The organism is Jannaschia sp. R86511 (assembly GCF_042466345.1).
GTDB lineage: Bacteria > Actinomycetota > Actinomycetes > Actinomycetales > JBBAYJ01 > Aquipuribacter.
Map to the genome: position 1 here is coordinate 4,611,699 of NZ_JAXHCD010000001.1, position 23,621 is coordinate 4,635,319.

Below are 23,621 nucleotides of genomic sequence, written 5' to 3' on the forward strand. Positions count from 1 at the left end.
TCTCCCCGTGCCCCCGGTGCGTTCGCGCGCACGAGCAGCGGCCCGGGCGGGCCTCAGGCCCGACCGAGGATCTCCCGCAGCCGACGGGCCTCGGTCGCGAGGCGCGTGCGCCCGGTCCCGGCGATCTGGTCGAGACCGTCGATGGCACCCCGGGCTCCGGTCTGCTGGGCCAGGTCGGCGGCGAGGACCACGAGGTCGAGGGTGCCTCGACGGCCCGAGCTGATGAGCGCCGGGAGCGCCGCGGCCACGATCTGCCACACCAGCCGCTGCGCGGCGGGGTCGGCCCGCGCGGCGTCCGTGAGAGTGCGGGCCACCCGCACGGGCGAGACGGTCGGCCAGGCGAGCAGCCCGCCGATGGTGGCGCCGGCAGCGTCACCGTCCAGGCCCCCGGCCCGGGCGAACCCACGGATGGCGTCGGCCGAGGCGGTCGCCACCTCGGCGTCGGCCGCGGCGGCCGACCAGCCGATCGCGAGAGCGGTACCGACACCGGTCGGGCCGCCGGCGAGCGGCAGGAGCGGCAGCGTCTGCGTCACGCCGGGTACTCCTACGGCGGTGGTCTCCAGCAGGCGGACCACCAGGTGGGCGGCGACGACGTCCCGGTGCTGGGGCAGCGCGAGCAGCAGCTCGAGCGGGCGCGCCAGGCCGTCACGTTCCCAGTAGCTCCCCACGTCGCCGACGCGTCCGGGGAGGGTGGTCGCGTGTCCCCCGGAACGCGACCCGACCGTGACGGTACCCGCGCGGGCGAGCAGCTCGGGGGCTCCAGCGCCTGGTCGGAGCACGTCGGCCACCGGGGCGTCACCGCACCCGCTCTCGCCGGGATGCGTGCTCCACGGGTGGCACCGACGCCTGACCGTGGCCGGGACGACCTCGATGACCGGCCGGCCGTGCTCGACCGCAACCGCGAGCCACTGCGACGCAGCGCTCCCGACGGCCCGGAGGTCCTGGGCGAGACCGTCGCTCCCGGGCGGCAGTCGCAGCCACAGCTGCTGAAGGTCCAGCGGACCGGGGTCGAGACCCCTGTCCGCCCACGCGCGCAGCCGGTCGAGCGCAGCGCCGGGGTCCACGGCGCCCGTGACGCGGGTGGGCGAGGCCAGCAGCGCACCGGAGACGGCGCCCTTGATCAGGGCCCCCAGCTCCAGCACCCGGGCCCCCGTGCAGCCGTCGATGCCCCCCGGTGGTGCCCACCCCCACAGCCCTTCCGCGATGTGCCCCCGCCCCGCGGCCTCGGCCGGCGTCAGCACCTCCCGGAGCAGACGCTCGACGGGGCCGCGTTCGCTGCGGTCCCACTCGAAGCCGGCCGGGCGCCACGGTGCCGACTCGTAGCCGAGGCGTCGTCGCAGCGGCCGCAGCGCGGTGCGGACGCCCTCGCGGTCGGCCGCGGCGAACCGCGACAGCGCGTCCAGCACCCGTTCGCCCGCGAGGGGGTCATGGGTCTCGACGTGCTCGGCGGCCGCCTCGACGAGGTCGCGCAGGTCCCGGACCGGGGCCACCAGGTCGGCCTCGACCGCGAGGTCGCCGGGGAGCCCGCCGGCGTCGGCGGGCGCAGCGGGTGCGGCGAGGCCGGGCCCGTCGTCGGGTACGCCGAGCACCTCGGCCACCCGCGCCTGCAGCACGGGTGCGGTGTCCTCCGCGGCCTCGCGCAGCTGCCTGACCGTGTCAGCGCGGCACCGGGGCACGAGCTTGGCCAGCGCGGCCAGGGCGTTCTCCTGCACGTCGCGGCGCTCGTGCTGCAGCGCGACGCCGGCAGCCACCGCCACATCGTCCACGCGGTCGGGCGAGCGGCGGGCGAGACGCTGCAGCCAGGTCAGCGTGGCCGTCGCCATGCCCTTCTCCGGACGGGACAGCGCCGCCCGGGCGACGTCCAGCGCGGTGGCCAGGTCCACCCGGCCGGCGTCGTCGGCCTCGCGGAGCAGCCGGAGAGCGACGGACGCGGCCGTCCCGGGCCCGTCGGCCACCAGCGCGACGTAGGCGCCCAGGTGGCGCACGGCGTCCTCGGTCGTGGGGCCGAGGGCCTCGTGGACGGCCAGCACCCCACCGACGTGCCCGCGCGTACCGCCCTGCAGCAGGGCGTCGAGCGCCGCCCCCACCAGGTGGTCGCGGTCCAGCGCACCCTCGGCGACCAGCAGGGCGACCGCGCCGGGCCAGGTCTGCTCGCGCAGCGCCGGGCGCGTGCTGACGCCTCCATGCCCGTCCAGCTCGTGGACGGTCTGACGCCACGACATGAGGGTGCCGACGTCGCCGGTGGCGAGCATCTCGGGCAGGAGCCCGCGCAGCTCGTCGTCCTCCCGCAGCAGCCGCGGCAGGTCGGTGCCCGGAGAACCGCCGATGTGGGCGACGACCCCGGTGAGGTAGGCCGCGCCGGTCGGCCGGGGCAGGCCCGCGGCGCGCCTGATCGCCTCCACCACGTCGACCGGTATCCCGTCGTACCCCCGCCACGCGACGTGCTCGGCGAGCCGCTGGACCAGGTCCGGCAGCCACGGGGGTCGACGGTCCAGCACGGCGCCCACGACCGGCCAGCCCTCTCTGGGTTCGCCCCGCGGAGGACCCAGGACCGAGCCGTCCTCCCGGTACCAGCTCCAGACGTCGCGGCGCAGCGCGTCGGCCAGCGCGGCTGAGGGCAGCGTCCCGGCCTGGGCCACCGCGAGCGCAGCCCGCAGCTCGGACCGGAGGTGGTCGCTCCGGCTCGGCCGCGTGAACTCCGCCACCGCAGGGGCGATCGCCCGGCGAGCCGGCTCGTCCAGCGGGGCCATGTACCGCCGGACCTCGTCGGCGCCACGCAGGAGCAGCTCGCAGAGCTCGTCCTCCTTCATGCCGGCCGTCCTGCGGGCAGCAGGTCGGCCAGCTGTGCGGCCAGGACGTGCGAGCACGGACCGCGTCCGCCCCGGTGCCGGGCCCACCAGTGGCAGGTGCACGACGGGGGGCCGGCGTCGACACCGCCTCGGACGTGGTGCTGGTTGCCGGCGACCTGGACCACCACGAGGTCCCCGTCGGTGCGCAGACGGCGCTCGGCCACGAGCCGGCGCGCGGAACGGAGCCGGGGGTTGAGCGCCTCGGCGTCCCCGGTGTCGTACGGCAGGTCCCGGGCGAACCAGGAGCCGTCGGACGTGTCGTACCCGACCCGGCCGGCCGTCCCCAGCACGGCCAGGGCCTGTCCCGCCCGTTCCTGGCTCAACGAAGCGGCGGCGGCGACCTCGAGGAGCGTCATCGCCGGCAGCCAGCCCATCACGTCGGCCACGAGGTCGGCGTCGGTGACCGCGGTGTCGTCGGCCAGCGCGTCGAGCACGCCGCCCTCCCCGGAGAAGCCCCGCGACACCTCCGGGGACAGGGTGAGCACCAGGCGGGAGCCCGGCAGCTCGAGCTCCCACGCGCTCGGGGCCGGCCCGCCGTCCGTCGCCGGGCCGTAGACCCTCATCCTGCTGGCGAAGCGGAGAAGCGGCGCCAGGGTCAGCAGCCGTTGCGGTCCGGACAGGGAGACGGCGTCACGACCTGCCCGCGTGCTGAGCGTGAGTGAACGGCCGCTGACCGACGCCCACAGCGAGGACCGTGCGTCCGAGCGCGGCAGCGACCGCAGGAAGCGACGGGCCTCCGTGGCGGTCACCTCACCGCGGGGCGTCATGCGCGCGAGGGCCACGGGAGCCTCGGCGAAACCCCGCAGCCACCGCTGCGGAAGGGGCACCTTCTGCTCCACGACGGACCGGTCCAGCGTCGTCACCTCCAGGGCCTCTGGGCCGACGGACAGGTGCAGCGGCTCACGGCCACGGACCCGGGACAGGGCGGCCTGCAGGGGCGGGTTGACGTCGACGTTGGTGGTCCCGCGGTCGAGGACCTCCCCGTCCAGGCCCCTCTCGGAGACGTCGAAGCGGGCGTACACCCCGCAGCACGCCGAGAAGGACTCGAAGCGCAGGCCCGCGCCGTCGCTGGTCACCACCGGGTCGAGGATCGACGCCATCCGGGAGGCCGTCATCGGCACGTGGTAGCGGGCCCGGGCGACGGCCGCCACGGCGAGCAGCCCCTGGGCCGCCTGCTCGGGGTCGGTGAGGAACCCGGCGAAGAAGCGTGGGTTGTCGAGCGAGCCCGAGTTCCAGCCGCCCGAGGTCTGCAGGCCCAGTCGGTCGCCCGACAGGACGGACGACGCCCGGTAGCGGAGGACGTTGGTAGCGCCGCTGGCAGTCACGCCCTCACATCGGTCACCAGAGGTCGGCCTTGAGACTGCACTCCGGGACGACCACCCGAGCGCAGCCGTCCGGTTCACCCTCCCCGGTTGCTTCGCCTCGGCGGCCCAGGCGCCAGGACCCTGCTCGCGAGGTGCGTGCGCAGGTGGGGCGCCGGGCCGGGTCGCGCACGAGGTCCTCACGGCGGCGTTCACGCTCGCCTGACGCCGACTGGACGAGGTCCCCCCGCGGGTACGGGTGGGGACCACCGAGCGTCGCGCTCGGCGGTCCCCACCCGCGGGCTCAGCGCTCGACGCTGATGACCGGGCAGTTGACGATGACGTCGATCGCCCCCCACGGCGCACCACCGGGGCCGGTGACGAGCCCGTCGTCCACCAGGTCGCGGACGTCGTCGACGTCGGTCTGCAGGGTGTTCGTGCCGGCCCGGACGGCGGCGGGCGTCCACTCGGCCGCGTGGACGTCCCACAGGGGGCTGTAGTCGTCGCTGCCGCCCCGCACCGGGAGCGAGTCGATGACGTTGAGCGGGTCACCCTCGCCCAGCAACGCGCTGGACAGGCCCTGCCGCTGCGGGTTGCCGGTCCCCGTCTGCCCGTTCACGAAGGGCACGATGGCCGAGCGGGCGCTGTCGTCGTCGTCCGACCCGGCCTCGGGAGCCGCGGCGAGCGCCGGTGCGTAGGTGGCGTTCTCCAGCGCGGCGATGACCGGGTCCGTCGCGTCGAAGGAGACGTAGTAGACCTCCTCGCCCTCGTAGAAGCCCTCGGACTCCCGGAACACGCCGCGCTCGGCACCCCGGCGACCGGGCTCGGTCCGGAGCAGCTTGTCGTGGGTGCCCGTGGCGTTGGCGACGTGGGGGGCGTTGAGCACCGTGCCGTCGGGCAGGCGCACCAGCGGGGAGTAGCCGGCCTCACCGACCGACCCGGGCCGGGCCACCGCCGGGGGGAAGCCGCCCGGCCCGGCCTGCACGACGAGCTCGGGCGCGAAGTCGACCGTGGCGGGGAAGACCACCACCCCGTCGACCAGCTCGACGTCCTGCACGGCGGCCGTCCCGGCGGCGGCCGCGAGCCGGGGGGCGTGGTTGACACCCCGGCGTGCGGCGTCGGAGCGCCTCGAGGTCTCGGTCACGACGTAGCGCACGGTCGGGCCGTCGACCGAACCCACGCGCCCGGTCTGCAGCGGCAGGGACGCCGTGTCGAGCTCGACGTCCTCCTGCGCCGAGCGCAGCAGGACCCTGCGGTCCTCGTCGTCGGAGGAGCCGGCCAGGGCCGGCGACGGCAGGGCCACCAGCGTCGCGGCGGTGAGGAGCCCGACGAGCGCGGGTCCCGAGGGGTGGTTCCGTACACGCGTGATGGTCCGCATGGCTGCTCCTGGTGGCTGGGATGGGACCGCCGCACCGGCGGTGAAACCACTCCAGCAGCCGGGCCCCCACCGGGACGAGAACGGCAGGAGGACGAAGCGGTGACGAGACCGTGACACCGGCGGCCCGGCACTCGGCCGGACCGTCAGTCCGTCGCCGACGCCAGGGCCAGCAGCAGCACCGCGACCGTCGCGAGCACCGTGCGCACCCGGTTCCAGCGGTTCCAGCGCGGCTCGAAGCCGGCCCGCAGCCGGGCGAGGGCAGGGCCGTCGAGACCCGCCACGTCGACGGCCTGCAACCGGTTGTTGGCCGGGACGTTGACGACGACCGTCGGCAGGTGCACGCCGAGCAGCATGAGCGCAGCCGCCGCCCCGAGCAGCCGGACGTCCGGGCCTTCGGTCGCCAGCAACCGGGTGACGACGGCGAACAGCGGGAGCACGGCCGACCCCGCCCACACGAGGCCGAAGACCGGGGCGCCGCGCTGGATGACGCCGTCGACGGCCTGGAACGACCGGACGAAGTCGGCGTCGCCCAGGCCACGCAGGCCGGGCATCACGACCACGGCGAAACCGAGCAGCAGGCCCGCCACGAGGCCGCAGGTGACGACGGCACCGACGGACGAGGCCGTCACGGCGAGCATCACGGGTCGATCGTCCTTGTCCCCCACCGCGAGGTCAACGGCCCGTCGTCTCCACCCCGGCGGAGCGGCGGGTGTCGGCGACGCCCGACACCTCGCCGGTGTCCCAGTCGACGGCCAGGGCCTGGACGGACCCGAACCTCGTCCGGGCGGACCCGGGCAGGACCTCCACCGTCCACCCGAGCGCGGCGAGCGGGTCGGTCAGGTCCGACGACTCCAGGCTGAGGACGCCGTCGTCGTAGAAGAAGCGGTCCGCGGGCACGACGTCGGCGAGGTCCTCGCCGTGCAGGGCCCACCGCGTGACCACGGAGGCGATGACGTTGGGGATCTGCTGCCCGCCGGGCGTGCCGAGCACGAGCACCGGTCGGCTCCGGTCGTCGAGCAGCATCGTGGGCGCGCTCCAGGTCACGGACCGCCGGCCGGGCGCCGGGGCGTTGGTGTCGGAGTCGCCGATGTCGTCGAAGCGCTCGAGCGAGTCGTTGACGAAGAAGCCCAGCACCTCGCGACCGGACCCCCAGTAGTTCGTGACGGTGTTGGTCATGGACACGGCCCGGCCGTCGGCGTCCACGACCGAGATGTGGGTGGTGTTCTCCGCCGAGGACCCGGACGGCCCGGCCGCCAGGGCCTGCGGGGCACCGTCGAGATCCGCCGCGATCGCCGCGTTGCGCTCGGGGTCGGTGAGCTCTGCCACGGGGACGTCGACGAACGCGGGGTCGCCGATGCTCTCCTCGACCGAGGACTGCGCGACCCGCCAGGCCCGCGTCTGCAGGTCGACGAAGGCCGCCGAGCCGGGGTCGGTGCCGGCGATCCCACCGGCCTCGGCGACCTGCACCATCTGGATGATCGCCGCCCCCGGGTGAGGGGGTGAGGCCGAGACCATCGTGTAGTCGCCCACCGGGCCCGCGGCCGCCTCGGCGACCTCCACCTCGTACGCGGCGAGGGACTCGGCGTCCAGGCCGGGCACCTCGGCCAGCGCCGTCGTCAGCGAGCCGTCGTACACCGCGGCCGGCCCCTCCTCGGCGATGACGGCCATGGTCTCGGCCAGGTCCTCCTGCACCAGGAGGTCACCCTCGCCGAGCGTGCCGCCGGACTCGCGTCGGAACTGCGGCAGGTCGCCGGTGGCCCGCTGCCCGCTGCCCGTGGCGATGGCCCCGGCGAGGAACCCGGACACGGGGACGCCCTCACGGGCCAGGCGGGTCGCAGGCTCCAGCAGGTCCTGCCACGGCAGGGACCCGTGGTCGGCATGCAGGCGCCCCATACCGGCCACGAACCCGGGGACCCCCAGGCCGTCGTCGGGGACGGTGCCGGACTCGTTCACCACGTCGCGGTAGTCGTAGTTGGCCGTGACCCCGTCCGCCGCGACCAGGGCCACCCCGCCGCCACCGATGCCGGAAGCCGACGGGGTGAGCACGGCGTCGGCGAACGCGGTCGCCACCGCGGCGTCGACCGCGTTGCCGCCCTGCTCCAGGACCTCCATCCCGGCGCGGCTCGCCAGCGGGTGCCCGGAGGCCACGCCGCGGGACTCGAGCGCCGCTGCGGCCGGCGTGGCGCTCGGTGCCGGCTCGACCGTCGGCGGCGGCGTGGGCGTCGGCGTGGTGGCAGGCGGGGGCGAGCCGGCGTCGGAGGGCGCGGCGGCATCGTCCGGCGCCGCCCGCTGCTCCGCTCCCGAGCAGGCGGCCAGCAGCAGGCACAGCACCAGCAGCAGCGCCACCGGGGTCAGGTGTCGTGGTCGCACGGACGGCTCCGTTCGGATCATCGGGGGTCGGCGGGCGAGGGCGGGACCCGCAGACGCCGCCTCCTCGAGGCGCGGTCCGCGAGCCAGGGTGGCCGGGTCAGGCGTTCGAGGGGCCCGGGCCCGCCGACACGGGCCCACAGCAGCGGGACGAGGGCCGAGCAGAGGACCAAGGCCGCACTGACGGCCATGCCCTGCCGGAACGTCAGCTCACCCGGGACGAGCACCACCAGCACGAGGATGTGCAGCACGTACACCGTCAGGGACAGCCGGCCGTAGGCGGCCAGGGGCTCGACCAGGCGTGGCCGTGACTGCCCGACGCGGACGACGAGGCCGACCAGGGCGGCGGCCCCGCCCACGCTGCTGATCAGCCACAACGGCATCTGGCCGTGGGCCACACCGGTGAGCAGCCGGGCCGGACCGTCGTCCGCGACCGGCCCCAGCAGGGTCCGTGACACCGTCGACGCGCCGAGGCCGCCGAGCGCCGCGACCGTCCCCCACACCATCAGACGGCGCTGCGTGCGGCGCGCGGTGAGGTCGGCCCGCGCCAGCAGCAGACCGACGAGGAACGGCACGACCCAGGTCACCAGGGGGTACCGCCCGGCCACCAGGAGGCCGAGCAGCAGGTCCAGCGGCGGGTCGTCGACCTGGACCGGGGCGGTGCCGGGGACCGGGGGCAGGGCGAGGAGGTCGTGGACGACGACGAGGACAGGCCCGACGACGAGCATGACGGCGGTGATTCCGACCAGCCCGGGGGTCGACAGGCGCGCCGGCACCGGGGCCAGCAGGAAGAGGATGGCGTACAGGGGGAGGATTACGCCGATGTCGTCGGTGAGCGACTGCAGCGCCAGACCGCCCGCTGCCAGCACCGCTGCCCGCCACAGCACAACGCTGCGGGCACCCGCCCGTGACGAGGCGTCCCGCGCGGTCCTCGCGGCGAGGAGACCGATGCCGATGCCGGCGATCACGACGAACAGGACCGACGCCCGGCCGTAGGGCAGCAGGTACAGCCGGTGCCACGGCGACGTCGCCGTCGTCGGCCCGACGTTGATGATGATCATGCCGATGATGGCCAGTCCCCGGGCGGCGTCCAGCCCGGTGAGCCGGCCCGGGCCGGGCCCACCCGACGACGTCCCGGGCCGCGACACCGCGGGGACGGTCATCTCCGGCCGACCGCCGTGCCCCGCCGACGGCGGAGGCCACCGCGGGGCGGGCCCGCGGGCCCGGCGAGCCCGGCGCGAATGTCCACGACCATCACGATATGTCCCCTCGAGCGGTCCGTCGCGGGAGCGCGCGCGGGACACCCACGGGCCCGTGGCCCGGCCCCTGACGTCGAGCGGTGCCCGTGCCAGCCAGGTCGGCGGGGATCTCCGCGCGGGTCGAGATCGAGAGCTTGCCTGAACGCGTGGGTCAGGTGGGTCCGGCTGGCAGGAGGCGTCGGGCTCTCGCCGGCCCTCACCCTCGGACCGACCCACTCCGTGAACGGGGACAAGGTGCTCCCGATCCCGCCCCTCTCGGGGTCGCCGAGCGTCACGCTGACGTGGCGGTGCCGGATGGGCGCCGGGCTGGGATCGCTGGTCCTGAGCTGTGCGCCGGCTGTCGCCGTTCGTCAACCGGGGGCGTGGGACTCGGACCCACGAGACGGTTGGTGACGCGCCCGGTTCTCGTGCCGCACCTCGGGACGCCCTCTCGGTCGGCGCCGCTCCTGGGGCCGCTCCTTCGCAGAGGTCCCTCCGGTGTGCGCGATCACCAGCCTGACGGTCGCCCACAGGACCCCGGTGACGGCGCCGGAGATCAGCAGCAGGCCCAGGTCGGGTTGGAACAGCCGCAGCGTGCCGAGCGGCGCACCGACGAGGTCCGGCACCAGGCGCAGCATGACCCACGCGGCGACGCTGGTGCTCACCAGCGGGAACCACAGGCTGAACAGTCCGGGGAAGCCAGCCTTGGCGCGGATCGCGTCGCGGTGCCGCCAGGCCCAGACGATGCTCAGCAGGTAGGCGAGAGGCAGCAGCACCAGACCGACGAACAGGGCCTGCTGCGTCCAGCGGGAGCCGTCGTCGGGGCCGTCGAGGCCGAGGGCCGTGCCGGTGACGCCCTCGCGGAGGGCGGTCGTCTCCCCGAAGCCGATGCCGCTGCCGCCGTTGACCAGGACGACGGCCGCCGTGCCTTCCGACGGCCGCATCACGGCCAGCGACTCCGCCCCGGGGACCGAGCCGGAGTGCCAGACGCTGCCGTCGCCGTCGTCCACGAACCAGCCGAGGCCGTAGAAGGACGAGGCCGGCCCGGCCGGGCGCATCATGAGGGCCTTGCCCTCGGCGCTCAGCACGTCGTCCTCGCCGTTCATCATGGCTAGCAGGTAGCTGGCCAGGTCGGGTGCGCTGGCGACGAGCCCACCCGCCGGGGCCATCCCGCGCTCGGTCCGGTCCTCCGGCAGCGGCCGCTTCGTGCCGAACCAGGGCCGGTGGCCCGTCGCCATGTCCTCGTGGACCTCGCCGTCGGCGACAAAGCTGTCGGCCATGGCGAGCGGCTGCAGGATCTCGCGCTGGACGTAGGTGTCGTAGTCCTCGCCGCTCACCACCTCGACGAGGCGCCCGAGGACGAGGTAGTTGGCGTTGGAGTACTCCCAGGTCACGCCGGGCGTGCGCGAGAGGGTAAGCCCGGCCAGCCGGTCGACCCGCCGCGCGAGCTCGTCGCCGTCACCGGTCGCATCGGTGTGTGAGGTGTTGCCCTGCCGGGTGGAGAAGCCGCTGGTGTGGCTGAGCAGCTGGCGGACGGTGACCCCGGCAGCGGGACCTCCCGCGAAGCCGTCCAGGTACTCCGCGACCGCGGAGTCCAGGTCGACCCTTCCCGCCTCGACGAGCTGCATCACGGCCAGCGCCGTCACGCTCTTGGTGATCGATCCGGCCGGGAACGGGGTGTCCGGCGTGACGTCATCGCCGGTCCCGGCCCGGACGACGCCGCGCACCCCCACGTTGGTGACCTGCCCGTCGGCCACGACGGCGTAGGCCACGCCAGGCACCCCCGAGGACGGCATCCGGCGGTCGAGCACCGCCTCGACCGCCTCGTCCGGCCCGGGGGTGGCGGGCGTGTCGTCCGCCACGGCCGGGGCGGCCGCACCGAGGCCCAGCGCGACACAGGCGATGAGCACCACCACCAGCCGCATCGGCAGACCTCTCCCGCTCAGGCGCGGGCCCATCGCTCGCCGCGTCCGGCCCGGAGCAGGAGCCACAGCGTGAGCCACAGCTCCCCCACGACGGAGGGTACGGCGACGACCGCGAGGAGCACACCCGCCCAGCGGTCGTAGTCGGCGAGCACCACGTGAGCCGCCGTGTCGACGGTGTAGGCCGTGCCGGCGATCACCAGCAGCCACCCCAGCGGCCTCGGGGCGATCCGCGAGCGGATGACGGTGGCTCCCACCACGACCAGGTGCAGACCGAACACGGCCAGCCCGACGAGCCAGGTGAGGTCGAACGCCTCGACAGCTACCGCGACCCCGGCCTCGCGCGTGGCCGGGTCCACTCCGGCGTACGTCGGGTCGCTCGCCAGCCGGAGCGCGAGGACCAGCGGCACCAGGGCGACGCCGAGGAACGCGGTGTAGGTGAGCCGCGACCACGCCGCCAGCAGCGACCGGTCTCGCCCCGCCGGGCGGAGCACCACGAACAGCGCCCAGGCGATGACGACGTCGAGGACGAACACGACCCCGAAGGCCAGCACCGCCGCCCGGACCAGCGGCGCCTCGGCCGCCAGGGCGGCGGCCGTCCCCGCCGGGTCGCCCGGGTCCACCAACCGGGTGACGACGGCGAAGTTGGCGAAGACGGCGAGGAAGAAGAGGGCGGCGTAGCTGCCGCCGGCCCACAGGGCGGCGGCACGGGGCCGGGTGTCACCCGACGTCCTGCTGAGCGGGTCGGCGGGCGACGTCGACGTGGTCCTGGTGGCGCTCATCGCTCGTCTCCCGCGACCACGATCACGGACTTGCCTCGAGCGCGGCCGGCTGCCACGTCGCTCAGTGCCGTGCCGGCGTCCTCCAGCCGGTACCGGCGGCCGACGGCAGGGCGCAGGCGGCCGTCGGCCAGCAGCTCGGCGAGCCGGTCGCTGCTCGAGTGGTGCTCCTTCGCGACGAAGGTCGTCAGCCGTTGCCCGACGAACGGCGACAGGGCGAGGGCCCGCAGCTGCCGGTCGACGCCGCCACCGAGGCGGTCACCACCCTCACCGCCGACGATGACGAGCGTTCCGGTCGGCGTCAGCGCGCGCCGCAGCGCCCGCAGCGGCCGGCGGCCGCCGATGTCGAGGACCAGGTCGTAGCGGGTGCGACCGTCGACCGGGTCGTTGGTCGCGTAGTCCACGACCTCGTCGGCACCGAGCGAGCGGACCAGGTCGGCCTTGGCCGCGCTGGCCACGCCGGTCACGTGGACGCCGGCGGCCCGGGCGATCTGCACGGCGTGGCTGCCGACGCCGCCGGAGGCACCGATCACGAGCACCCGCTGCCCCGGCTGCACGCGGCCGACGTCGTGCAGCGCCTGCAGGGCCGTACCACCGCTGATGGCCACGGTGGCGGCGCCCACCAGGTCGACCCCGTCCGGGACGACGCTCAGCTTGTCCTCGCGGGCCACGGCGTACTCCGCCCACGTCCCCGTGCCGATGCCGAAGACCCGCTGGCCGAGGTCGACGCGCGTGACCCCCTCACCCCGTGCCACGACCACCCCGGCGAGGTCGAGGCCCGGCACGGGCTGGCGCGGGCCCCGCAGGCCGAACCCCAACCGCACGGCGAACGGCAGCCCCGTGACGAGGTGCCATACCCCCCGGTCGACGCCCGCGGCCTCGACGGCGACGAGCACCTCACCCCGACCGGGACGCGGGACCGGGCGCTCGGTCAGGCCCAGCCCCTCGGGCGGCCCGTACGCCTCCTGCGCCACGGCGCGCATCTGCGTCGGTACCGGGGACGTGGCGCCGGGGTGGTCTGCTTCTCGGGCTGTGGTCATGACATCTCCTGATAGACGCGAACCGTACTTAGTACTGGATCGGTTCACCACGGTAGCCGTACTATGTATGGCAGTCAACGCCCGAACCGGAGGACCCGTGAAGCAGACCGTCAGCAGCCAGCCGCACCGGCGTGGCTCGCTCAGCCGCGAGCGGGTGCTGGCCGCCGCGCTCGACCTCGCCGACCGGGAGGGGGTGGAGGGCCTGACGATCCGCGCCCTGGCGGTGGAGCTGTCGGTGAAACCGATGTCGCTGTACCACCACGTCGCCGGCAAGGAGGCGATCCTCGACGGCCTCGTGGGGCAGGTGTTCAGCGAGATCGACCCGCCGCCCGTCGACCTGCCCTGGCAGGACGCGATCCGGGTGCGGTGCCGTTCCGCCCGAGCGGTGCTGGCCCGGCACCCGTGGGCCACGCCGCTGCTGGAGTCCCGCACCACACCGGGCGAGGAGATCCTCGCCCACCACGAGGCCGTGCTGGCCTGCCTGCGCCGGGGCCGGCTCTCGCTGCCGCTGACCGCGCACGCCTACGCCGTCATCGACAGCTTCGTCTACGGCTTCGCCCTGCAGGAGGCGAGCCTGCCCGCCCACGGCGAGGCCGAGATCGCCGACGTCGCCGAGCAGATCGTCGGCGCGATGGACGCCGACGCGTATCCGCACCTGGTGGAGCTCACGCGGGAGCACGTCCTGCGCCCGGGGTACAGCTTCGGGTCGTCGTTCGAGGTCGGGCTCGACCTGCTGCTGGACGGGTTGACCGCGCTGGCCGAGCAGGAGCGGCGGCAGACCGACGTGGCGTGACCTGCCGCTGGTCAGGCCGACGGCAACAGCCCCCGCTGATCGACCCGACCTGAACGAGGGCCGTGGACGGCGCGACGCGGTCGACCGGTGACCGTGGCCTGACAGACTGCTGCGGTCGCAGACCGGACCTGCCGACACACCTGAGGGGGGAGATCGCACGCCAGCCCGCAGGAGGCCCGCATGACCGGTAGCGCCGGACCCGCAGCGACGACGCCCCGGAGCCGAGGTCTGGGTCGCCCCGTCCCGCCGCTGCTCGTCTCACTGGTCGGGACGGTCGTCTACGCCGGCGCGGTGCACCTCGGTCGGTCCACCGTCGTGGCGGGCTCGGAGCTGGCCCTCATCTGGCCGGCGGCCGGTGTCGCCGTGCTGTGGGTCGCCGTGTCCTGGGGGCGTCCCCGGTGGCGGGCTGTGGACCTGCTGCTCCTGACCTGCGTGGCCGCGGCCGGCAACCTGTGGACCGGCGCGTCGCCGGGGCTGGCTGCCACCCTCGGGCTGGCGAACGCGGTCCAGGCCGGAGTGGCGCTGACCGTCCTCGTCCGCTGGTCGCCCACACGGCGGGTCGCCACGGTCGCCGACCTCGGCGGTCTCGCGGTGGCAGCCTCGCTCGGGGCGGCGGTGAGCTCGCTCGTCGCGACACCTGTTGTCGCCCGGGTCACGGGGCAGGACTGGCTCGGTCTGCTGGGCCCTGGGTGCTCCGCAACGCCGTGGGGACCTTCGTCATCGCCGCGGCGGGCCTCGTCCTCGCGCACGTGTGGCGCTCGTACCGGTCGGCAGGTCGCTGGCCCGCCTGGTCCTGGCCCCGCACCACCGAGCTGGTCGCCTTGGGGATCACCACCGTGGTCGTGTACGGCAGCGTCTTCGCCTCGCAGGACGCCGTCCCGGCCACCTTCGCGGTCGTCCCGCTCGCCGTGTGGGCCGGCCTGCGCGCCTCCCTGCCCGTGGTTGTCGGCTACGGGCTGGCCACCGGGACAGCGGTGATGGCCCTCACGTTGGGCGGCAGCGGACCGTTCTCGACCATCGAGCCCTCGGGACGGGTCATGCTCGCCCAGGCCCTGGTCGCCGTGCTGTTCCTCGTGTCCCTGCCCCTGGCCCTGTCGCGCGACGAGAACACGTCGCTGGTCGGACAGCTCTCCGAGTCCCGCGACCGGTCGGCGGAGCAGTCCCGGCTGCTGCACACCGTGATCACCAGCATCGTCGACAGGGTGGCCGTCGTGGACAGCGACGGGCGTTTCGTGCTCACCAACCCGGCGTCCAGAGACCTGCTCGGCATGACCGTGGACGGTGTGGCCGACCGTGCCGAGTGGTCCAGGCGCTTCGGGCTCTTCCACCCGGACGGGCGACCGATCCCCGCCGACGAGCTGCCGCTGGCCCGCGCCCTCGCCGGTCGGGACGACGTCGAGGCCGACGTGCTCGTTCGGAACGCCGCCGTCCCGGAGGGCAGGGTGCTGGACGTGCGGGCCCGGCGGCTCGTCGGGGCCCACGGCACCCGCGGTGCAGTGGCCGTGTTCCGCGACGTGACGTCGGACCGGCTGCGCGCTCGGGAGACCACCCAGGCTCGGGACCTCTTCGCCGGAGTGCTCGCCAGCGCCACCGAGCAGGCCATCGTCGCGACCGACCCGCAGGGTCGGATCACCGTCTTCAACGTCGGGGCTCAGCGGATGCTCGGCTGGTCGGAGCAGGAGATGCTCGGCCGGACACCGGAGACGTTCCACGACTACGACGAGGTGGTGTCCCGTGCGGCCGAGCTCGGAGTACGACCGGGCTTCCTGGTCTTCGTCCAGGCCGCCGCACGGGGCGAGGCGGAGACCCGACGGTGGACCTACCGCCGACGCGACGGCAGCAGCCTGCAGGTGCGGCTGACCGTCACCGCCATGCCCGGGGCGGACGGCGAGCCCGTGGGCTACATCGGAGTGGCCAGCGACATCAGCAGCCAGCTCGCGGCGCAGGCCGCGCTGGAGAGCAGCGAGCAGCGCTTCCGGACCGCGTTCACGACCGCCCCGATGGGCATGTTCATCGCCTCCACGCCCTCGCCGACCGGGCGGTGGCGGATGCTGTCGGTCAATCCCGCGTTCTGCCGGCTGCTCGCTCGCACGACGGAGGACGTCCTCAGCCGTGGCCTCTCCCCGTCCGTGGGCGCCGGGCACGAGCAGGCCGTGGAGGACGCCCTGGGCGCGTTCCAGCACGGAGATCCCGGTGTGGTGACCGTCGAGGTGGGCCTGGTCCGCCCCGACGGCGGAGAGGTCCGGGCCGTGCTGTCGACGTCGCTCGTGCCGGCCACCGACGCCGACCCGCCGCACGTCATCGCGCTCGTGGAGGACGTCACCGCCCGCAGGGCGGCGGAGACAACCCTGCGTCACCAGGCGCTGCACGACCCGCTCACCTCGCTGGCCAACCGGGCGCTGCTCCACGAGCACCTCACGCAGGCGCTGGAGGTCGGCGCCCGGTCGGGTGGCCTCGTCGGGCTCCTCTACCTGGACCTCGACGGCTTCAAGCAGGTGAACGACACCGCTGGGCACGAAGCAGGCGACGAGGTCCTGCGGAGGATCGCCGCCGTCCTCACCGACGCCGTCCGCCCCGGCGACACCGTGGCACGGCTCGGGGGCGACGAGTTCGCCGTCGTCTGCGCCGACCTGACCGGGACCACCGGCGCCCGCGCCGTCGCCGACCGGATCCTCGCCGCTCTGGACCACCCCGTCACGGTCTCGGCCGGCACCTTCACCGTCGGCGCCAGCATCGGCCTCGCCGTGAGCGACGGAGACGCGTCCGCCGAGCAGCTGCTGCTCGACGCCGACCAGGCGATGTACGCCGCCAAGCGGGACGGCAGGCACCGGGTCCGTGTCCACACCGGACGCCCCACCCGCGCTGACCCAGCCGCTGCGGGGACCGCCGGCGACGGACCACTCCCTCGACGGTAGGGGGCGCCACGCCGGCACCGCGGTCGAGGCCCTGCGGCCCCGGCACGCCCGACGGTGGGCGCGCCGGTCAGCCGCTGCTCGCCGCGGTTCGCCGTCCCCTCGCGATCTGGTCGAGAACGGACCTCAGCTGCTCGGCGTTCCACGGCTTGGGCAGCACGCCGTCCATCCCGGCCGTCAGGCAGGCGTCCCGGTCCGTGGCCAGGACGCTCGCCGTCATGGCGAACACGGGTAGCCGGACGCCTCCCTGCTCGGCCTCCGACGCCCGTATCGCCTCCACGGTGCGGATGCCGTCGAGGACGGGCATCTGCAGGTCCAGCAGGAGTCCGTCGTAGCCACCGGCGTCCAGGGCGTCCAGCGCCTGCCGACCGTCGCCCACGACGTCGACCTCGACGCCCGCCCGCTGCAGCGTCATCCGGGCCACGAGCTGGTTGACCTCGTTGTCCTCCGCGACCAGCACGCGCAGGCCGCTCTCGACCCGCTCGGGGGCCTCGCCCGCTCGGCGGGCCGGCCCGGTGGCGGCCGGACGGGGGCCCGGGACGCCCACCTGCGCGCGCACCGGGGTCGGCTGCGCGTCCTCGGCCAGCGCGAGGGGGACGTCGACGCGGAACGTCGATCCCCGTCCTGGGGCGCTGGTGACAGTGATCGTGCCGCCCATCCGCTCGACCAGTCCGCCGGCGATGGCCAGCCCGAGACCGGTGCCACCGAACCGGCGGGTGACCGAGGCGTCGGCCTGGGTGAACGGTTGGAACAGCCTTGCCTGCTGCTCCTCGGTCATCCCCACGCCCGTGTCAGCGACCTGCAGCCACACCTGCTCGTCGTCCCCACCGACCGTGACGACGACCGAGCCCTGCTCGGTGAACTTGACCGCGTTCGAGGCCAGGTTCGTGATCACCTGCCGCAACCGTGAGGGGTCCCCGACCCGGTCCTGCCGCAACGCGGACCGCACCGCCACGACCAGGGCGACACCCGCCTCGTCGGCGGCCATCCTCACCGGAAGCATCGCGTCCTCGACGACGTCGGCGATCCCGAAGCGCACCGACTCCAGCTCGACCGCACCAGCCTCGACCTTGGACAGGTCGAGCACGTCGTTGACGATCGTCAGCAGGGCGCGGCCGGACCGACTGGCCTGGCGGGCCCAGCCGGCCTGCTCCTCGGGCAGACCGGATCCGGACAGCAGGTCGGTGAGACCGAGCACCCCGTTGAGCGGGGTGCGGATCTCGTGGCTCATCGTGGCCAGGAAGGCGGTCTTGGCCCGCGAGGCCCGGTCCCGCTCCTCGGCCAGCTCGTGCGCCTGCCGCGTGGTCTCCTCCAGCCGCGCCACGAGCCGCCGACGGTCGTCACGCTGCAGGGCGAGGACGAGGGTCACCAGGCCGACGACCGACACGCACGCCTGGGCGAGCAGGACCCTGTTGACCGGCGTCGCGTCGCCGAAAGGACCGAGACCCTGCAGGGTCGTCACCACCATCAGGACACCGACGAGCAGGACGTGGACCGCGGCGAACGTGGTGTGGAAGCGCAGCGCGATCCACATGCTCAGGGGGACCGGCAAGAAGGCCAGCGGAAGGTTCGACTGCAGGGCGAAGACAGCCAGGTAGCCGACGGAGATGATGACACTCGCGACCGCCAGCTCGGCCCACACCTGCCAGCCCTGCCGGGGGTAGCGCACCCGAGGGTCGACGAGCCGCAGCGCCGGGGCGGCGAACACGAACACGCTGGCGGCGTTGCGCAGCATCCACGCCCCCGCGGTCGGCAGCAGGTCGGCGTCCTGGAGCAGCCACAGCCCGACGGGACCGATGAACGCCGCGGCGAGCGAGCCCGCCGTGGAGGCGATGACGAGGGCGGCGAGGTCCTGGGTGTGCCGCAGCCGGAACGGCTCGTTGCTCCAGGCCCGCTGGAGCCGGTCGAGGACCGCGCAGACGGCGAGCGACTGCACGACGTTGGCGAGGGCGAACACGACCGCCATCTCCCAGCGCACCCCGGTCACGTGGTTGATGAGGCCCGCCACCAGGGCCAGCAGGGCGCCGGCGAGCAGCACCCGTCGGGCGCTGCCCCACGACGCCGCGATCCACAGCACCCCCACGGCCGCAGCAGGCCACACCAGCGCGAGCTGGGTGTCCTCCACCCGCGTGGTGCGCCCCAGGGCCACCGCGAGGGCGTAGAGGACCAGGAAGGAGGCCGTGGTCAGGACCGGCCGCCGCGAACGCAGGGCGACGAGCCGGGCCGCGACACCGACGCCCGGGGCCTCCACGGTTTCCATCGCCCTCGCCATCCTCTGGTTGTCGACTCCGCCTCGACCGGACGCGAGCGCCCGTACGGGTGACGGCGGGGACGACGGCGCCCCCAGAGCGCGGCGCCTGGACCCCCGTGTCCGCGATCTGGGGGGAGCAGCGTGCGGAACACGAACCGGTCATCCCTGGCGAGGTGCGCGCAGCAGGCTGACCCCGGTCCAGACGAACCACGCCACGAAGCCGAGGCCGAACAGCGAGGCGGCGACGTCGGCGGCGGCGGGCAGAAGGGTCCACACGCCGGCGACGCCGACCGCGAGGCCGAGGCCCGCGAGCCCGAGCGAGAACGTGCGCGTGCGGAGCGCGGCGAGGCTGACCAGCAGCACCCACACCGCGCCGACGAGCTCGACGCCCCCACCAAGGGCGTCCTGCACGACGCCCACCGACGTCCACACGGTGGCCGCGGTCGTGCTGTCGTCGGCGGCGAGCGCGACGACGGCCTGCTGGCCGATGAGGTGGACCATGCCGCTGGCGAGCAGGAGGCCGGCCCAGATGTGTCCGAAGACCTCGGCGGTGCGGGCCAGGGCGGACGCCCCGTGCAGCCGATCACGCACCCCGAGCACGAGGCTGACCAGCGCGATGCCGCCGACGAGGTAGAGCACGAGGTACCACGCGTACAGGACGGTCTGGTTGTCGAGGAGGAACTGCAGGGACGCTGCTGGGTCTCCCTGGGCGTCGAGGAGGCCGCGTGGGGCCAGGTAGGCGCCTATGACGCCGAAGCCGACGAGGTAGGTGGCCGCCTTGACGAGCGCGGCGATGCCGGCGCCGCGCTGCAACCCCGCCGAGGAGCCGGTACGGGTGAGAGGGGACGAGGGCTGGGTGGTGGTCGTGGTCGTCATGGCGGACACGCTCACGCCCGCGGCGCACCAGGCACATCGGTATCGAGGCCGGAGCCGGCTGGCCGAAGGTCCACCGTCCGGATGGCCGTCAGGCCGATGACGGACGCGCTCACGGTCCATACCCTCGGTCCATGGTCGGACGGCTGCTACGGGCGCTGTGGCGCGAGCCGCGCGTCCCGTCGCCCGCCCGTGACGGCTGGTGGCGCCTGGACGTGGCCGTCGTCGCCGTGGGCACGGCCACCGCGGTGGTGGAGGTCCTGGCCCGCGACGACGTCCCGTGGCCGCCGTTCACGCTGGCCCTGACGCTGGTGTGCGTCGGGGCCGCGCTGTGGCGGAGTCGGTTCCCGCTGGCGATGGTGGTGCTGGCCTACGGCGCGCAGACCGTGGCCGGGCTCGGTCCGGCACTGGCCGGGCTGCCCCACGGGGTGCCGAACACGACCGCGGTCGTGCTCCTGATGCCGTACTCCTTGGGCCGCTGGGCGTCGGGTCGGCACGTCGCCGTCGGCGTGGCGTTCCTGATGGTCGCCCACTTCGGCCGTGAACCTCTCTACGGCAGCTCGGCGCAGGACAACCTCATCGGCGCCGGGTTCCTGCTGCTTCCGGTCGTCCTCGGCGTCGCGGTCCGGCTGGCGGTGGCCGACCGCCGGCGCGCGCAGGAGCAGGTGCGGGACCGGGAGCGGGAGCGGCTGGCCCGGGACCTGCACAACACCGTCGCCCACCACGTCTCGGGCATCGTCCTCCAGGCCCAGGGAGGGCGAGCAGTCGCCGCCACCGATCCCGCGCGGGCGGCCGACGTGCTCCGGGTGATCGAGGAGGCGGCCACGCTGTCACTGGCTGAGATGCGGTCGGTGGTCGGCGTGCTGAGGGACGGTGACACCGACGGTCGCGCCCCGGTGCGGGGGGTCGCCGACCTGTCGGGGCTCGCCGGCCTCCCCCAGCACTCCGAGGCGGGACGGGCCGGTCGGCCCGCGGTGCACGTGGACGTCACGGGCGAGGCCCGTGACCTGCCCGGCGCCGTGGACGCAGCCGTCTACCGGGTCGTCCAGGAGTCGGTGACCAACGCCCGCTGGCACGCCCGAGGGGCGACACGGGTGGACGTCAGCGTGCGCGCCACCGAGGACGCCGTGCAGGTGCTCGTGAAGGACGACGGCGCCGGGACCACGAGCGCCCGCGGGACCGGGTCGGGACTGGGCATCGTCGGGATGCGCGAACGGGTCGAGCTGCTGGGCGGCCGGCTCGAGGCCGGCCCCTCACCCGACGGCGGGTGGGCCGTGCACGCCACCCTGCCCAGGTCTCGTCGGCGATGAACGTGCCGGGCACGAGCGGGGCGACGGACCCGGAGGCCGCTCCGGTGCGCGTCCTCGTCGCCGACGACCACGACCTCGTCCGGGTCGGTCTGGTCATGGTCCTCGACGCCCAGCCCGGCATCGAGGGCGTGGCCGAGGCCCGGGACGGTGTGGAGGCGGTGTCCGCGGCCCGCCGGCTGCGCCCTGACGTCTGCCTGTTCGACGTCCGGATGCCCGGGCTGGACGGCATCGAGGCCGCCCGCACGCTGGCCGGGCCCGACGTCGACGACCCGCTGCCCGTGGTGGTCATCACCACCTTCGACCTGGACGAGTACGTCCACGACGCGCTGCGAGCAGGCGCACGGGGATTCCTGCTCAAAGACGCCGGACCCGACCTGCTCGTGCAGGCCGTGCACGCGGCCGCACGGGGGGACGCCCTCATCGCCCCGAGCGTGACCGCACGGCTGCTGTCGACGTTCGCCGCGCGGTCCGCGGCCACGCCGACCGAGCCCGTGGTGCCGTTGAGCGACCGGGAGGAAGAGGTGCTGCTGGCTGTCGCGCGCGGGCGGACGAACGCCGAGGTCGCCGCCGACCTCTACGTCTCCCTGAGCACCGTCAAGGCGCACCTCACCAGCCTCATGACCAAACTGGGCGCTCGCAACCGCGTCGAAGTCGCGATGTGGGCCCACGAGACCGGACGGGTGGACGGCTGAGGACGTGGCTGGCGATGGGCTGCTGGTGACGCCACGGCCCGACGCCGACCCCACGACCCCGGCGCTCGGCCTCAGTCCCACGAGCAGTTCCGGGGCGGTCCCACACCTCCCGCAGCGGTGCTCGGGTCTGCTGCACCATCGGGCCGGGGCGCTCTGTAGTGTCGGTCACGCCCCCAGAAAGTGGCCCGGCGCGTCTGCTTGGAGGCTTCGTGAGCGCGAAAGACCTGCACCTCGACGAGGGCATGGAGGGCGTCGTCCGCGAGCACCGCGACCGGGTCGTGGTGCACTGCTACCAGTTCCTGGGTTCGTTCCACGAGGCGGAGGAGGCCGCGCAGGAGGTCTTTCTTCGAGCGTGGCGGAGTCGGGCCGGTTTCCGGGGGGACTCCTCGATGCGGACCTGGCTGCTGAAGATCGCGACGCGGGTGTGTCTGGACCTGCTGAGAAGTCGCAGACGTCGGGTGGTCCCAGCGACACGGGGACCGGCGTCCGACCCGGTCCGTCCCGTCGGCGAGCCCGAGCCTGAGGTGGCGTGGCTCGAGCCGATCCCGTCCCGCTACATCGGCGACTCCTCCCAGGACCCGGCCAGCGTCTACTCCATGAAGGAGAGCGTCCGGTTGGCCTTCCTGGCCGCGGTGCAGACCCTGCCTGCTCGGCAGCGTGCCGTGCTCATCCTCCGCGACGTCCTCTCGTGGAGCGCAGCGGAGACGGCGGCCACGCTCGAGTGCAGCGTCCCGTCCGTCACCAGCGCGCTGCACCGAGCCCGGACCCAGATGCGGGAGACCTACCACCAGTCAGGGGTGGAGTCGATGCCTGGGCACCCGATCCAGGACCCGGATGTGCGCCGCACCCTGGACGCCTTCGTCACGGCGTGGGAACGAGCCGACGTCGAGAGCCTCGTCGAGACGCTGCGCGAGGACGTCCGGATGGCGATGCCGCCGATCCCGTCGTGGTACGACGGGCGGGCTGACGTCGTCACCGCCTTCGCGACGCTGATCGTGCCGCTCGGGCGGTACCTGCTGCTGCCGGCCTTCTTCAACGCCCAGCCGTCCTACACGGTCCACCTGGTCGACCCCGACGGGGAGTCGACGCAGATCGCCGACATGGTGCTGAGCGTCGACGCCTCAGGCATCGGGGCGATCGACGTCTTCGCCGGTCACTGACCGCGCCGGCGGTCGCTGACCACCGGAGTGTTCCGACCAGGCGGACACCGGTCGGGACCGAACAGTCTCGCCGTGAGCTGTCGTCTGGAGGGGTGAGCAGGGGCCGCCGGTCGCCCGACCGGGGTCGTGACGGTCGGGCGACCCCGTCCGTCGCTCGAGCCCCCGCCAGCCACCCTGAAGCGAGGTCCAGCCGTGCTGTCCCCCTACGTGATCGTCGCCATCCAGTCCAGCCTCGGTCTGGTCATGTTCGCCACGCTGTTCCGGCAGCACGTCCTGGGACGGTTGCAGCGAGCAGACGCGTACACGGCGCTGGCTGTCGTCCTGATGGTCCACGGCCTGCGGTTCCTCGGGCTGACGATGCTGGCCCCGGGCCAGGTCGACCCGGGCCAGGACATGGACGCGCTGCGGGTGATCGCGTTCGGTGACCTGTCCGCCGCCACCGTCGGCATCGTGGCGGCGCTGGCCGCATACCGTCGCTCACCTCTGACGGTGCCGTTGGCCTGGCTGCTCACGGTGGTGGGCCTGGGCGACATCGTCCTCGTGTCCGTCACCGTCGCCGGCGCCGGTGTCCTGGAGTCGGGCATCGGCGTCATGTGGATCACCTTCGGGCTCGTGGTCCCGCTGCTCGTCCTCAGCCACGGCTACGTCGTCTACGCCCTGCTGCGTCGCAGGGACGAGCTGTCACCGGCCGTCGTGAAGACGTCGCTGCCTCCCGCCGTGCGGCAGACCCGATGAGCCGCCCGGCACGGTCCCTCC

Annotated in this window: 17 protein-coding genes; 6 read left to right on the plus strand and 11 right to left on the minus strand. The window is 74.5% G+C overall.

Annotated features, from left to right (window positions below; genetic code table 11):
* Positions 1–53 precede the first annotated feature (53 nt).
* From SJY06_RS21655 to SJY06_RS21695, 9 genes are all read right to left on the minus strand, one after another.
* Positions 54–2,810 carry a DUF6493 family protein gene (locus tag SJY06_RS21655; protein ID WP_380169599.1) on the minus strand — a complete coding sequence of 919 codons (2,757 nt, stop codon included), beginning with the start codon at positions 2,808–2,810 and terminating at the stop codon, positions 54–56.
* The gene (locus SJY06_RS21660; protein WP_380169600.1) at positions 2,807–4,174 is read right to left on the minus strand and encodes an SWIM zinc finger family protein; all 1,368 of its coding nucleotides are present in this window, start codon (positions 4,172–4,174) and stop codon (positions 2,807–2,809) included. The genes SJY06_RS21655 and SJY06_RS21660 overlap by 4 nt, the downstream gene beginning before the upstream one ends.
* 280 nt (positions 4,175–4,454) lie before the next feature.
* Positions 4,455–5,528, minus strand: a complete 1,074-nt coding sequence (locus SJY06_RS21665; RefSeq protein WP_380169601.1) for a hypothetical protein — start codon at positions 5,526–5,528, stop codon at positions 4,455–4,457.
* Between the two features lie 143 nt (positions 5,529–5,671).
* On the minus strand, positions 5,672–6,166 hold the full coding sequence (locus SJY06_RS21670) for a DUF1772 domain-containing protein (RefSeq protein WP_380169746.1): 495 nt from the start codon (positions 6,164–6,166) through the stop codon (positions 5,672–5,674).
* 34 nt (positions 6,167–6,200) lie between these two features.
* Positions 6,201–7,898 carry a gamma-glutamyltransferase gene (locus tag SJY06_RS21675; RefSeq protein ID WP_380169602.1) on the minus strand — a complete coding sequence of 566 codons (1,698 nt, stop codon included), beginning with the start codon at positions 7,896–7,898 and terminating at the stop codon, positions 6,201–6,203.
* 17 nt (positions 7,899–7,915) lie between these two features.
* Complete coding sequence (locus SJY06_RS21680; protein ID WP_380169603.1) at positions 7,916–9,043, minus strand: DUF418 domain-containing protein; 1,128 nt, start codon at positions 9,041–9,043, stop codon at positions 7,916–7,918.
* 461 nt (positions 9,044–9,504) lie between these two features.
* The gene (locus tag SJY06_RS21685; protein WP_380169604.1) at positions 9,505–11,058 is read right to left on the minus strand and encodes a serine hydrolase domain-containing protein; all 1,554 of its coding nucleotides are present in this window, start codon (positions 11,056–11,058) and stop codon (positions 9,505–9,507) included.
* Between the two features lie 17 nt (positions 11,059–11,075).
* Positions 11,076–11,837 (minus strand): DUF4386 domain-containing protein, encoded by a 762-nt coding sequence (locus tag SJY06_RS21690; RefSeq protein ID WP_380169605.1) that lies wholly within the window; start codon positions 11,835–11,837, stop codon positions 11,076–11,078.
* The gene (locus SJY06_RS21695) at positions 11,834–12,874 is read right to left on the minus strand and encodes an NAD(P)-dependent alcohol dehydrogenase (RefSeq protein ID WP_380169606.1); all 1,041 of its coding nucleotides are present in this window, start codon (positions 12,872–12,874) and stop codon (positions 11,834–11,836) included. Before SJY06_RS21695 ends, SJY06_RS21690 begins: the two co-directional genes overlap by 4 nt.
* A 97-nt stretch (positions 12,875–12,971) precedes the next feature.
* Here SJY06_RS21695 and SJY06_RS21700 point away from each other — a divergent pair, with 97 nt between their 5' ends.
* Together SJY06_RS21700 and SJY06_RS21705 are read left to right on the plus strand one after the other, a co-directional pair.
* Positions 12,972–13,667, plus strand: coding sequence for a TetR/AcrR family transcriptional regulator (locus tag SJY06_RS21700; protein WP_380169607.1), 696 nt, complete (start codon positions 12,972–12,974; stop codon positions 13,665–13,667).
* Positions 13,668–14,356: 689 nt separating this feature from the next.
* A complete protein-coding gene (locus SJY06_RS21705) occupies positions 14,357–16,582 on the plus strand; it encodes a diguanylate cyclase domain-containing protein (protein WP_380169608.1) in 2,226 nt (741 codons plus the stop codon).
* A gap of 67 nt (positions 16,583–16,649) precedes the next feature.
* Here the strand turns inward: SJY06_RS21705 and SJY06_RS21710 are convergent, their stop codons facing one another.
* Together SJY06_RS21710 and SJY06_RS21715 are read right to left on the minus strand one after the other, a co-directional pair.
* Positions 16,650–18,839, minus strand: a complete 2,190-nt coding sequence (locus SJY06_RS21710) for an ATP-binding protein (RefSeq protein WP_380169609.1) — start codon at positions 18,837–18,839, stop codon at positions 16,650–16,652.
* Positions 18,840–18,989: 150 nt separating this feature from the next.
* Complete coding sequence (locus tag SJY06_RS21715; protein ID WP_380169610.1) at positions 18,990–19,706, minus strand: hypothetical protein; 717 nt, start codon at positions 19,704–19,706, stop codon at positions 18,990–18,992.
* A gap of 131 nt (positions 19,707–19,837) precedes the next feature.
* Between SJY06_RS21715 and SJY06_RS21720 the strand changes: the two genes are divergently transcribed.
* From SJY06_RS21720 to SJY06_RS21735, 4 genes are all read left to right on the plus strand, one after another.
* Positions 19,838–21,013, plus strand: a complete 1,176-nt coding sequence (locus tag SJY06_RS21720) for a sensor histidine kinase (protein ID WP_380169611.1) — start codon at positions 19,838–19,840, stop codon at positions 21,011–21,013.
* 44 nt (positions 21,014–21,057) lie between these two features.
* Entirely contained in the window at positions 21,058–21,705 is a 648-nt protein-coding gene (locus SJY06_RS21725) for a response regulator (protein ID WP_380169612.1), read from the plus strand.
* A gap of 209 nt (positions 21,706–21,914) precedes the next feature.
* Entirely contained in the window at positions 21,915–22,865 is a 951-nt protein-coding gene (locus tag SJY06_RS21730; protein WP_380169613.1) for an RNA polymerase subunit sigma-70, read from the plus strand.
* Positions 22,866–23,057: 192 nt separating this feature from the next.
* A complete protein-coding gene (locus SJY06_RS21735) occupies positions 23,058–23,600 on the plus strand; it encodes a hypothetical protein (RefSeq protein WP_380169614.1) in 543 nt (180 codons plus the stop codon).
* Positions 23,601–23,621: the final 21 nt, after the last annotated feature.

What these genes read in the sequence shown, in the direction of transcription:
- SJY06_RS21715 (WP_380169610.1), bottom strand. Translation starts at nt 19,706, where the DNA reads ATGACGACCACGACCACCACCCAGCCCTCGTCCCCTCTCACCCGTACC.
- SJY06_RS21670 (WP_380169746.1), bottom strand. Translation starts at nt 6,166, where the DNA reads ATGCTCGCCGTGACGGCCTCGTCCGTCGGTGCCGTCGTCACCTGCGGC.
- SJY06_RS21655 (WP_380169599.1), bottom strand. Translation starts at nt 2,810, where the DNA reads ATGAAGGAGGACGAGCTCTGCGAGCTGCTCCTGCGTGGCGCCGACGAG.
- SJY06_RS21695 (WP_380169606.1), bottom strand. Translation starts at nt 12,874, where the DNA reads ATGACCACAGCCCGAGAAGCAGACCACCCCGGCGCCACGTCCCCGGTA.
- SJY06_RS21690 (WP_380169605.1), bottom strand. Translation starts at nt 11,837, where the DNA reads ATGAGCGCCACCAGGACCACGTCGACGTCGCCCGCCGACCCGCTCAGC.
- SJY06_RS21720 (WP_380169611.1), top strand. Translation starts at nt 19,838, where the DNA reads ATGGTCGGACGGCTGCTACGGGCGCTGTGGCGCGAGCCGCGCGTCCCG.
- SJY06_RS21665 (WP_380169601.1), bottom strand. Translation starts at nt 5,528, where the DNA reads ATGCGGACCATCACGCGTGTACGGAACCACCCCTCGGGACCCGCGCTC.
- SJY06_RS21685 (WP_380169604.1), bottom strand. Translation starts at nt 11,058, where the DNA reads ATGCGGCTGGTGGTGGTGCTCATCGCCTGTGTCGCGCTGGGCCTCGGT.
- SJY06_RS21710 (WP_380169609.1), bottom strand. Translation starts at nt 18,839, where the DNA reads ATGGAAACCGTGGAGGCCCCGGGCGTCGGTGTCGCGGCCCGGCTCGTC.